The 11,763-nt window shown below is 49.0% G+C and carries 12 protein-coding genes; 5 read left to right on the top strand and 7 right to left on the bottom strand.

Translation table 11 applies throughout. From position 1 onward, the window contains the following. Positions 1-14: 14 nt before the first annotated feature. Positions 15-545 carry a chorismate mutase gene (locus tag B5D35_RS20660; protein ID WP_078754378.1) on the bottom strand — a complete coding sequence of 177 codons (531 nt, stop codon included), beginning with the start codon at positions 543-545 and terminating at the stop codon, positions 15-17. A gap of 112 nt (positions 546-657) precedes the next feature. Then, positions 658-2,205 (bottom strand): FMN-binding glutamate synthase family protein, encoded by a 1,548-nt coding sequence (locus B5D35_RS20655; RefSeq protein ID WP_078754377.1) that lies wholly within the window; start codon positions 2,203-2,205, stop codon positions 658-660. Positions 2,206-2,408: 203 nt separating this feature from the next. On the opposite strand from B5D35_RS20655, the gene B5D35_RS20650 reads away from it, so the two are divergent. Next, the gene (locus B5D35_RS20650; protein ID WP_078754376.1) at positions 2,409-2,945 is read left to right on the top strand and encodes a DUF924 family protein; all 537 of its coding nucleotides are present in this window, start codon (positions 2,409-2,411) and stop codon (positions 2,943-2,945) included. 56 nt (positions 2,946-3,001) lie between these two features. Here B5D35_RS20650 and B5D35_RS20645 read toward each other — a convergent pair whose 3' ends face one another. From B5D35_RS20645 to B5D35_RS25045, 3 genes are all read right to left on the bottom strand, one after another. Continuing rightward, positions 3,002-3,544, bottom strand: a complete 543-nt coding sequence (locus tag B5D35_RS20645) for a hypothetical protein (protein WP_244556687.1) — start codon at positions 3,542-3,544, stop codon at positions 3,002-3,004. A gap of 95 nt (positions 3,545-3,639) precedes the next feature. Beyond that, entirely contained in the window at positions 3,640-4,290 is a 651-nt protein-coding gene (locus B5D35_RS20640) for an MBL fold metallo-hydrolase (protein WP_342068302.1), read from the bottom strand. Between the two features lie 3 nt (positions 4,291-4,293). Continuing rightward, complete coding sequence (locus tag B5D35_RS25045; protein WP_244556685.1) at positions 4,294-4,554, bottom strand: MBL fold metallo-hydrolase; 261 nt, start codon at positions 4,552-4,554, stop codon at positions 4,294-4,296. Between the two features lie 50 nt (positions 4,555-4,604). Between B5D35_RS25045 and B5D35_RS20635 the strand changes: the two genes are divergently transcribed. Further along, positions 4,605-5,546 (top strand): LysR family transcriptional regulator, encoded by a 942-nt coding sequence (locus B5D35_RS20635; RefSeq protein ID WP_244556684.1) that lies wholly within the window; start codon positions 4,605-4,607, stop codon positions 5,544-5,546. Here B5D35_RS20635 and B5D35_RS20630 read toward each other — a convergent pair. Together B5D35_RS20630 and B5D35_RS20625 are read right to left on the bottom strand one after the other, a co-directional pair. Continuing rightward, the gene (locus B5D35_RS20630; protein ID WP_078754375.1) at positions 5,543-6,766 is read right to left on the bottom strand and encodes a M20 family metallo-hydrolase; all 1,224 of its coding nucleotides are present in this window, start codon (positions 6,764-6,766) and stop codon (positions 5,543-5,545) included. The genes B5D35_RS20635 and B5D35_RS20630 overlap by 4 nt on opposite strands. A 3-nt stretch (positions 6,767-6,769) precedes the next feature. Beyond that, complete coding sequence (locus B5D35_RS20625; protein WP_078754374.1) at positions 6,770-7,423, bottom strand: DUF1028 domain-containing protein; 654 nt, start codon at positions 7,421-7,423, stop codon at positions 6,770-6,772. A gap of 160 nt (positions 7,424-7,583) precedes the next feature. Between B5D35_RS20625 and B5D35_RS20620 the strand changes: the two genes are divergently transcribed. The 3 genes from B5D35_RS20620 (at position 7,584) to B5D35_RS20610 (ending at position 11,696) form a co-directional block, all read left to right on the top strand. Continuing rightward, positions 7,584-9,167, top strand: a complete 1,584-nt coding sequence (locus B5D35_RS20620) for an ABC transporter substrate-binding protein (RefSeq protein ID WP_078754373.1) — start codon at positions 7,584-7,586, stop codon at positions 9,165-9,167. A gap of 121 nt (positions 9,168-9,288) precedes the next feature. Then, positions 9,289-10,236, top strand: a complete 948-nt coding sequence (locus B5D35_RS20615) for an ABC transporter permease (protein WP_078754372.1) — start codon at positions 9,289-9,291, stop codon at positions 10,234-10,236. Beyond that, positions 10,233-11,696: an ABC transporter permease subunit gene (locus B5D35_RS20610; protein ID WP_244556683.1), complete on the top strand. Its 1,464-nt coding sequence runs from the start codon at positions 10,233-10,235 to the stop codon at positions 11,694-11,696. The genes B5D35_RS20615 and B5D35_RS20610 overlap by 4 nt, the downstream gene beginning before the upstream one ends. Positions 11,697-11,763 lie beyond the last annotated feature (67 nt).

Genomic DNA, 11,763 nt, shown 5'->3' with positions numbered 1-11,763 from the left:
GTTGTCACGAAAAGCTACAAGAGCTGAATCTGTGTCAGAGCGTTAAACAATTTCTTTTTGTCTTTTGACGTTAAATAACTTTGGTTGATTGTTGATTCAAATGTTTGCCAATCACTACTACGAAACTCTCCACCTTCTCGTAAAAATAGAGCGACCTCAGTGTTTATTGTCTTTCCTAACCGTATCAATTCAGGTCGAATTTCATCGGTTAAATCTCGGGGTTCCCGAGCGGATCCTTCCGTCAGCAGATCGGCTCTGTATCGGTATTGAATCGCCTTTGCCGCAGAAATTTGTGCCGTAAAAAAGCCAATGACGCTTTGTTGATTTAGCCCAGAATCCTTCGCTGATTCGCTCGCTTTGTTAATAACGATTTTCTCTCGCTCAATATCTTCAATGGGTTTGTGATTGTTAGCCTTAAACAGAGCCACATCTTCCATGTAACTCAGTCTTTCATTGATAGCTGAAAAAAGGGTATTCAGGCTGGGATTGGCAAACACTGAAAAAGAACAAAAGGTAAGGATGGCAAAAAGTATCGATTTAGGCATGATTTCCTCCATAAAATCATAAGGTAAAGACTTTAATAGTCAGCCTCTTTGAAATAATAAAGGGGCTTACATATCTATCATTGATTTTTTAGAGCGAGAGCAAGTGACGACGCTACTTTCTTTCCTCTATTACTGCCGTGGAAGGCGGCGCTTGATATTCCAGTTTCACTTCGGCAGATGGATGAAGTTCGTCTAATGATTGGGGTAGCCCATGATCATTGATCATCTGTGCGTGAAAGCGTTTGAGCTTTCTTGGTTCAGTAACACCACAGGCGTGAGCAATAACGCCGACTTCGTACATCAGGTTTTTCGCATAGTGGGCAACGCGATCTGCTTTATCTGTGACCACCAGTCCTTTTTGCAACTTTGGATCGTGCGTGGTGATACCCGTCGGACAAGTGTTTTTGTTGCATTGCAACGCTTGAATGCAGCCAAGTGAGAACATAAAGCCGCGTGCTGAGGTAATGAAATCTGCCCCAATACACATGGCCCATGCCACTTCCGCAGGGTTTACTAACTTACCTGACACGATCACTTTTATGCGTTGTTTCAGGCCATAGCTTTCTAGCGTGTCAACCAACATGGGCAGGCTACGTTTGATGGGAAGCCCCATAAAGCCCATCAGTGATTGTGGGGCAGCCCCTGTCCCGCCATCAGCAGAATCAAGCGTTATAAAATCAGGCGCGGAGTCAATGCCTCGTTCATGTATTGCCTCCATCAGTTGATTTAGCCAACCATAGGCACCCAGGACGATTTTAAAACCAACAGGCTTACCCGTGACCTCTCGGACTCTTGCAATCATGTCGAGCAAGTCATCAACGCTTCGAATGTCAGGATGACCATTGGGGCTTATTGAGTCTTGGCCTTCGGGAATGCCTCGGATTTTGGCAATTTCAGCATTCACTTTGTTTCCGGGCAGAATACCGCCTTTTCCTGGCTTAGCACCTTGGCTCATTTTGATTTCAAACATGCGTACTTGTTTGTGTGCGGCGACTTCTTTGAGTTTTTCATCACTCAGATTGCCGTCTTCATCCCGAACGCCGTATTTCGCGGTACCTATTTGAAAAACTATGTCGGCACCCCCTTCGAGGTGATAGGGCGATAAGCCGCCTTCCCCTGTGTTCATCCAAACCCCCGCTTTCTTTGCACCTTTTGAAAGAGAAAGTACGGCAGGAACACTAAGCGCGCCAAAGCTCATGCCTGAAATGTTGAAAATGCTGGAGGTAGCGAAAGGGGTTCGCGCTACGCCTTTGCCAATAACAACGGTACTTGCTGGAACAGCATCTTCAGACAGCGTCGGAAAAGGACAATTGAGAAAGATTACATCACCCGGCAAATTCAAAGGACGCGTGGAGCCGAATGCTACCGTACTGTCGACGTTTTTTGCGGCGCGATAAACCCAACTACGCTGAACCCGGTTAAAGGGCAGTTCGTCTCGGTCTAATGCAAAGAAATATTGGCGAAAAAATTCACCCATATGTTCAAACCAATAGCGAAAGCGGCCTATCACGGGATAGTTTCGGCGAATGGCTTGTTGGGTCTGTGTGATGTCTCGGATGTACACGTAGATAAGTGTCAACACGACACAACCAATAAGGAAAACAAACAACGCGGCACTGATTTCCAGAAGGTGTGTTGCCCAACTTGTTACTGCATCCATGATTCACTCCTTTTTATTTTGCTCACGAAAGCGTTAGACCGGACATTCGATCGTAGGCTTTCCTTAAACGTATGGAGAGTCGATTTCTGCACTCAGCGACCCATCCTTGTATTTGATGCTGTAAGTCCGATGTGTCGGCTTAACGGAAAATTGGCGAGATATGAGGTAGAGTTGAAAGAACAATACTGGCCAAGGAGATGAAGATGTACAGAAACGTACTGACGTTCTGGTTCGATGAGTTGACGCCAAAAGAGTGGTTTGTGAAAGATGAAAAACTGGATGAAACCATCAAAAGCCGTTTTGGGAGCTTACTAGAGCAGGCAGCGAAATCTGAATGTTTCGAATGGCGGGATGAACCCGTAGGCCGATTGGCCGAAATCATCGTGCTGGATCAGTTCTCCCGTAATATTTACCGAGATACTCCGAAGGCTTTCGCGCAAGATCCAATGGCACTTGCTTTGGCTCAGGAGGCGGTGGCGTTGGGAATAGACAGAGAACTCCCGCCAGAGCGAAGATGTTTCCTGTATATGCCTTATATGCACAGTGAATCAGCAGTGGTTCATGAAGAGGCCGTTAGGTTGTTTAATCAACCTGGTTTAGAGCACAACCTTGATTTCGAGATCCGTCACAAAGAAATCGTAGACAGATTCGGCCGCTACCCGCATCGAAATGCAATATTAGGCCGAGAGAGTAGCCCTGAAGAATTGGCGTTTTTAAGTCAGCCTGGATCGGGCTTCTAGGTATTAAAAAATTTGAGATAATAAAGGGAAGCGGCACCATAGCCGCTTCTTTCGTGTTAGCAGTTTATCGAAAAATACAATACATCAAAGGTGGTGGTAAGGGAGAAGCGAAACACCATTTCTTCTGACACCATATCACCCATGGTGACTGCTCCGGAGTCCAACTTCAGCTCGATAACCTTTTCGAAAGGTGCATCAGGCAACAAGAATGTTCGTGAGAGCCAGATGGACGCATCCGATTGCTGTTGAAACGCATATTTGGTGATAAGACCACTACGTGAAATAGGCTGAACAACCCGTACTTTGGTGTTGTCAAAAGAGACATCATTGATGTTCAGTGAGGGGTTGTCGACTGTCGTTGAAATACTTAACATTACACCATTTCTGCCATCTCTTTCCGCTTCTACTTGTACGCTATAGCCGTCGAAAGATTGTCTTAACGCATCAAGCTTTGTGCGCTGGTAGCCGCAACTTTGAGACGCGACAGCCTCGCCAAAACTCTTATCGGGTTTGTAGTAGGTTCTGTCCATGGGTATTACGCACCCAGTGAGGCCAATTGCCACTGAGCTGGTCAGCAGTAAGGTTTTAAGTTTCATCATGGTTCACCCTTTGTCACAAGAGTGCGCCATTATGGCCGCAATACAATCGCGTTCAATTGAATTTCCGTAAGTCTCATATAGTGGTACTTAAGGGATCACTTTGTGGGTTTTCCGTCTTTGTGCCAGGGGTAAGGACCCATAAACTCGTCTGAAAGAATCCGCCAAATGTTCATTTCCAACCATTGGTCATACCCGACCCAGTTTTCATATTTAGGCAGCTTGAGTGTCTTAGGTATCTGCATTGGGTTTGTGCCTTTTTTCAGCTCGGCGTAGAAACCCGTACGGAGATCTTGAATGAATTCAAGCTGGGCTTGGATCTCTGGCTTACCACCGCCTTGAAGAGGATTGTCGGCCATATTGTGTGAAAAGATAGCGCGGTCAAAGTCCAGTTCCAGCAATTCGCCCAAGGTGCGCTCCCATTCGCGAGGGTTGAAGTCTGGGACGACTGCGAAGATTACGCGGTTTGGGGTAACGAGGTCGGCAACATAGGCGATGCGTTCTTTTGGTAGGATGAAGACCGTCATGCCCATCCCATGATTTAAGCCAAGGTAGTAGAGCTCAACCTTTGTATCACCGAGTTGGAGATCTTTACGCGTACCCGACCAAGTATCAGTTGGCATGACCATGTCGGGGTAAGGATTGGCACTCATCCATGCTGCGGCATCTACATGGGCAAGGGTTTTCGTGCCATTATCGATAAACACTTGTCCACCACTGGAATGATCCCAATGGTTATGGCTGTGCAACGCTCATTTGACGGGCTTGTCAGTGATAGTCCCAATCGCGTCCACCATGGCGTTTGCATGAGGTGTATTCACGGTTTCAAAAACGATAACGCCGTCATCAGTGATGGCAAACATCGAAATGTATTCGCCGTTAGTGGTGAAGCTGTAAACACCATCAGCAATTTCAACGATGTGGTGTTTTGATGGCTCTGCACTTGCTATTGAGGCGGTAAAAAATGCGAAAATTGCAAATATTACGGTGACGCTTTTCCTGAGCATATCCATCGTTAACTCCTTTTTCTCTTGCGTGTAAATACACACTAGCAGGTACGAAAGTGACCAAGAAAGATGCTATTTTGCATTTATCGATTGTCGAAAATGCAATAAGTATGATTTCTCCTGAACAAGCATTTCTCCATGTGGTAGAAGCGGGCAGCTTTAAGAAAGCCGCTGAATTATTGGGTACAGACTCGTCGTCATTGAGCCGAAAAGTGGCGGCGTTAGAAGCAAGGCTACAGGTCAAACTCTTACAGCGATCGACAGCGCGAAGTGTGCCCACCGATATGGGCCAGACTTACTACAAAGGACTTCGTAAACTCATTAATGAGCAGTCCGCACTCGAAGAGGAGATTACAGGCGGATCAGCCTCAGTGCGGGGAAGGCTACGTGTGAGCGCGACGGTTGACTTTGGAGAGCGGTTTCTGGTGCCTGCCATTCAGCAGATCCAAATGCAGGCTCCGGATTTATCGGTGGAACTATTGCTCGGCAGTGACGTGGATAACCTGCTTGAGAAGAACTTGGATGTTGCATTTCGATTTGGTCCACTGGCAGATTCATCACTCTATGCCCGACAAGTGGGTCAAATCTCCCGAGTTTTGGTGGCTAGCCCAGAGTATTTGGAGCGGATGGGGACTCCGGAGACAATTGACGATTTAAAATTCCACAAGTTTGTTTTGTATTCGCTTTCTCAGGCGAGGGTAGATATTGCGTTTGAAGATGGCAATTTGTTTTCACATCAGGGTATTCATAGCAATGTGGCGGCCAACAGCTTGCGGGCAATTCATCCACTGGTGATCGGCGGTGCTGGTATCCATTGGGGACCCAGATGGCTGTATCAGGACGATCTCGATACCGGAAGCGTGGTGGAGTTGCTGCCGGAACATCCAGTCTCAGGTTTCTCGATATTTGCAGTCTATATGGCAAGGGATTTCCTGCCGCAGAAAACGCGCTTGTTTATTGATTGTGTCATCGAGCAGCTTGCTGCGCTAAAAGATTAAGGTTGAAGATCACACAACAGTTTCATCAAGGCTTTAACCGCTAATCCCATGTCTTCATCACTGGCAAATTCAGCCGGATTGTGGCTAATGCCTTTTTTGCAGCGAACAAACAGCATGGCAACAGGGGTGAGATCAGCCATGGCGGACGCGTCATGCGTAGCCCCTGACGGCAAAGTAAAAACACGTTTGCCAAGGCTGCCAATTGCACTGGCGATTGCCAGCTGTAGATCTGGGTCGCACCTGGTCGCACTTTGGCTGTAGGTTCGATGTACTTCACAGCCAAGGCCTCTGAGCTGTGCAGTCTCTTTTGCAAATGTTTGAAGCATTTCACCCGCCTTTTCACGTACCTCATCGACCGAGGAACGAAGTTCAATCGTCATGGAGACTTTGCCGGGAACTGCATTGGGTACGTTAGGTGTGACATCCAGTTGTCCCACCGTGGCAAGTAAATCGGGAAGTTTAATGGCGAATTTTTCCGCTTCCAGCGTCACGGTTGCGGCGGCAGTGAGCGCATCCTTGCGAAGATGCATAGGGACGGTGCCCGCGTGGGCTGATTGACCCGTGAATGTCAGTTGATGACGCTCAATGCCGCAGATGGCGGACACTACACCCAGCGGCAGTCCATTGTGTTCCAGCACAGGGCCTTGTTCGATGTGTGTTTCGATAAAGCCGATAATGTTTTCAGGGCTTCGTTGGAGCTGGCTGATTTTTTCCGGCTCTAGCCCAAAGCTTGTCAGAGCAGAGTGAAGGGAGATTCCCTTTTTGTCCTTTCGGTCAATGACGCTTATATCTATGGTGCCAGCCAATGCGCGAGGGCCGACTAGTGCGGTGGGAAAACGTACGCCTTCCTCATCACCGAATGCCAGTACTTCTACGGAGTAAGGCAGTTGAATACCCCGACGCTTAAGTGCTTGCAATGCAATGATAGGCAATACAATGCCCATAATGCCGTCGTAGGCTCCGCCGTGTTTTACGCTGTCTTGATGACTTCCCATCAACAAGGTGCGCGTGTTTTTTCCAGCGTCATAGCGGCCTATCAAGGTACCTGCATCATCCATATGGACGCGAAGACCCGCTTCTTCCATCCAAGCGGTCAGCAGCGCATTGGCGCGACGATGTTCCGGTGTGAAAGGAAAGCGTGTAACGCCCATTTTTGATTCAGAGCATTCGGAAAGTTGTCTTAGATAGTCCTGTGCGGTTTTGCCTAGAAGGTGAGTCATCGGTTATCGCTCCGGACGGTCGGATGTGGGTAGGGTGTCTCTCCATGCCTGATAGTCAGGGTCGCAATGTTTCTCGTATAAGGACTGAAGGGCGTTGAGTGGCGAGTCGTGATAATCAATGCGTAACGTGATGGGAGGTGAGTCAGGTTTGTAGACGAGAATCGCGGCAGATTGCAGACCTCGGTAATCACCACCAGACTGCTCAGCGGCAAAGAGTGCGGCTATCAATCGTTCCTCAAACGGTTTCTTGCTGGCTTTGAAAGTACTCATCATGGCATCCAACACACTGGAGTCCGAAAGCAGATTTCCACACACCACAACGTCGCTCTCTATGACGCTGCCTCGTGCTAAACCATTTTCACTGCCAGTGTACACAGCACCAACACCGTTTAGATCCAGTGCTGCGAGTTGCCGAAAAGCAGCGCCAGAATCGAGGCTGGTGACAGCATTAACAGCCGAGGGGGCACTTGAGCCTGCTGCCATCTGTGATAACACATCTCTCCCCCATATTGTGCTGGGCTTTGCACCTTGAGAGGCGGACATTCCAGCTCGCAAATCGCCTCTGATTACCCAGCCTCCCACGCAAAGGGCACCGGTGGCAGCTGCAGCGCCTATCACGCTAGATTCCGGATCTCGTGCCAATATTGAATAAGTCATAGGTCTCGCTCCTGAGCCAGTGATCTAAGTGTGATGACGACACTCACTCATGTCAATTTATCATGATAAATACTTGCGGCAAGTAATTTATAGTGATAAATGTGAATAAAAGTTAACCAAGTGTTAACTTCACATCCACAAACTGGGAAGGAGTTTCCCCATGAAACAAATGAGACGTGATTTCATGAAAACGCTGCGGTGTGCAGTCAATGCCGCGCTTATGGCGTTATGTGCGATTGTACCTTTATCCGTATCTGCTCAGACGCCACCGAACGTGCTGATCGTCGGTCAGGTGGCTGAGCCCAAGTCACTTGACCCACATGCCGTGACCGCCGTGAATGACTTTCGGATCCTGATGAACCTTTATGAGGGATTGGTGCAGTACAAGGACGGTACGTTAGAAGTTGAACCGGCATTGGCGGAAAGCTGGACGGTCAGTGAAGACGGCAAAACCTATACCTTCAAACTTCGCGATGGCGTGAAGTTTCATGACGGAACACCACTGACGGCAGACGCGGTGAAGTTTAACTTTGACCGCATGCTTGACGAGACACACGCTTATCACAATACGGGACCTTTCCCGCTGTCATTTTTCTTCTCGTCGATAGAGAACGTGGAAGCAATTGACGCACAAACGGTAAGGTTCACTCTCAACGCCCCTTATGCCCCTTTTCTTTCTAATCTTGCATACCCAACGGGCTTGATTGTTTCGCCAGAAACGGTGAAAAAACACGGTAAAGATTTCGGTCGACATCCGTCCGGAACCGGGCCTTTCCGCTTTGCTGAGTGGGCGTCAAACACCAAGGTCGTCGTGGTGCGTAACGACAATTACTGGGGGGATAAAGCGAAGCTCGAAGCGGTTGTATTCCGCCCTATTACGGACGCCAATACCCGTGTTGCTGAAATGCTGGCAGGTAGCATCGATATGATGGTGGAAGTGCCGCCGAATGCGCTGTCAGAATTTCAGAATAATCGATACCAAGTGGTGGAGCAGGCTGGCCCGCACGTATGGTTTTTGATCCTGAATGCCAAAGAAGGTCCTTTTGCGGATAAACGCATGCGTCAGGCTGTGAACTATGCCATCAACAAAAAAGCGCTGGTGGAAGGCGTATTGGAAGGTACAGCGGAAGTCGCCGCTGGTCCGACACCACCAGCATTTGCGTGGGCATACAACGACAGCCTGCAGCCTTACCCATATGACCCTGAAAAAGCCAAAGCACTGATTAAAGACGCTGGGCATGAAGGCGCAAAGCTGACCTTTTATGTCACGGAAGGTGGCTCCGGAATGTTGGATCCTGTTCCGATGGGAACCGCAATTCAAGCTGATCTGAAAGCGGTGGGTCTCGATACCGCGATAGAAACCTACGAGTGGAATACCTTCCTTGGCAAAGTGAACCCAGGTCTGGAAGGCAAAGCCGACATGGCAGAAATGGCATGGATGACGAACGACCCAGATACGCTGCCGTATTTGGCACTGCGCACAGACGCTTGGCCGGATAAAGGTGGTTTTAACTCGGGTTATTACTCAAACCCTGAGGTGGACAAACTGTTGGAAGCTGCGCGTGAAGCGACAGATCAAAATGAGCGTGCCAAGCTGTATCGAGAAATGCAGGGAATTGTTCAGGAAGATGCACCATGGGTGTTTGTGGCGAACTGGAAGCAAAATGCAGTTACCAACAATCAGGTACAAGACTTCAAACTGCAGCCATCTTTCTTCCTGATCCTCAAAGACGTTCAAAAATAGAATGAATAGCGCTTAGCGGATTAGCCTAAGTAGGGCGGGGAAAGCCGCCCAATATTTATACCAATCAGGATTACCAGCGTGTCAATCCAAAGGGTATTTATCGCAGAAAGGAGCACTGCGCGTGGCGAATTATTTTTTTCGACGATTGCTGTCCGCTATCCCGGTGCTTCTGGGTATAACGGTTATCGTCTTTTTTATCATGTCGATGATTCCTGGCGACCCTGCTACGGCTATTTTGGGTGCATATGCAACACCTGACAATGTCGCCAAAATCAATAAAGACCTCGGCCTTGATCAGCCACTGGTCAGCCAATATTTTATCTGGTTATCGAACATGCTCCAGGGCGACTTTGGCCGCTCTTATTCCTTAAACCGTCCAGTGATTGATGAAATACTGGAGCGCTTTAATGCGACCTTGATCCTGGCGGGCGTTTCTTTTGTTTTATGTGCTGCGCTTGGCATTGTTGCGGGTGTGGTGTCTGCAGCGCGTCAGTTTTCACTGGCAGATAAAGGCATCACGCTGGTGGTATTGCTCGGTATTTCAATTCCTTCTTTTTTCCTCGGCATGATGATGATCTTGCTGTTTGCCATCAATCTTCGCTGGCTGCCGGTATCAGGCATGTACGCGATTTATGGTGGCGGCGATTTGCCTGACTTACTCATGCATTTGGTGATGCCTGCTGTGGCATTAGCATCCGTGGCTACGGGCGTGATTGCGCGCTTGTCACGGTCGGCCATGTTGGAAGTGCTTCGTCAGGATTACATCCGAACCGCGCGGGCAAAAGGTGTGCATGAGCGTCAAGTGATTTGGAAGCATGCATTGAAAGCGGCCATGGTGAGCATTATTCCGGTACTCGGAATTCAAGCGGGTTTTGTGCTGTCCGGTGCGGTGTATATCGAGATGGTATTCCAGTGGCCGGGCGTGGGAAAAATGCTGGTGGAAGCGATCTTTAAACGGGACATCTTGTTGGTGCAAGGCGGTGTCGTGTTCGTGGCGGCGTGTTATGTGTTGTTCAACATTGCTGTCGACATGCTGCAAAGTTGGCTCGACCCGAGGATCAAAGCATGACGGCATTCTTGAAACTTCTGGTTAGAAACCGACTGGCGACGTTTGGTGGTGTCGTTCTGAGTATTATCGTCTTTTTGGTCTTAGTAACGCCGTTGCTTGGGTTGCAAGACCCCGCGGTGACCGATACTGCCAACCGCTTCTTACGTCCATTAAGCGACGGGCATTTACTGGGCACTGATCACCTTGGCCGGGACTTGCTGTCAAGGCTGCTTTGGGGCACGCAGTTGAGCCTCGCCGTCGGCTTTGCCGCTGCGTTGATCGCCGCACTGATTGGCTCTGCGATTGGCATCGTTGCCGGGTACTTTGGTGGGCGCATTGATAATCTGTTTATGCGCTGTATCGACGTGCTGATGGCCTTCCCATATATCTTGCTGGCACTTGCCATTGTCGCGGCATTGGGGCCGGGCTTGCTCAATGCATTGATTGCAGTGGCTGCGGTGAATATTCCCTTCTTTGCACGAAACATTCGGGGTGTGACGGTATCACTGGCGCAACGGGAGTTTGTCGAAGCTGCCAAGCTTTGCGGCATGTCTGATCTTCGTATTATCTGGTCTGAAATTGTACCTAACGTCATTCCCGTCATTGTGATTGCCATGTCGACCACCATTGGCTGGATGATCCTTGAAACCGCCGGATTGTCATTCCTTGGTTTGGGCTCCCAACCTCCGCAAGCGGATCTCGGTTCAATGCTGGGTGAAGCGCGTAATTCGCTTATCACTGACCCTCACGCCAGCATGGTGCCTGGCGTGATGATTTTCCTCATTGTTATGAGTATCAATTTGTTGGGTGATGGCGTGCGGGATGCGCTGGATCCAAGGCTAAAATCCGGCGCACTGACTCGTCCGCAACCTTCGACAAAAGTCAGTGATACGTTCAACGCTGTTGAGGCCGATGAAAGCAATGATGCCGTGTTGAAGGTTGACCAATTGGAGACACAATTCCATATCAATCGCCGGACGTATAAAGCGGTCAACCAAGTATCGTTTGATATTGCACCGGGTGAGTGTCTGGGATTGATTGGCGAAAGTGGGTCTGGAAAATCAGTCACAGCATTGTCAGTGATGGGATTGGTCGCTTCACCACCCGGCGTAATTTGTGGCGGTGATATCCGCTTCAAAGATGAATCCTTGATTGGGGCAGACTACGAGACATTACGTAATTTACGCGGGAAAGAAGTGGCATACATTTTTCAGGACCCTCTTGCGACATTGCACCCGCTTTACCGTGTGGGTGAGCAGATGTTGGAAGCGATATTGGTGCATGACAAGGTGTCAATGAATGAAGCGAGGGAGAGGGCTATCTCCTTGCTGGATGCCGTGCATATTCCAAATGCAGTAGAGCGAATGAAAGCCTTTCCTCATGAACTTTCCGGTGGCATGAGACAGCGCGTGGCGATAGCGATGGCGTTGGGGTTGTTGCAAAAAATTCAATCGGGCGGATTTCACCCCGCCGCTTCCTGAAATTACGTGTAAATTACCTCGACATTAAAGAGTCGATTCATGAAGGCGGATCTCTCCCGCACAAGCA

The sequence above is a fragment of the Enterovibrio nigricans DSM 22720 genome (assembly GCF_900167155.1).
Classification (GTDB): domain Bacteria; phylum Pseudomonadota; class Gammaproteobacteria; order Enterobacterales; family Vibrionaceae; genus Enterovibrio; species Enterovibrio nigricans.
The sequence above is the reverse complement of the archived record's forward strand: the minus strand, read 5'-3'. Positions and strand labels throughout refer to the sequence as shown.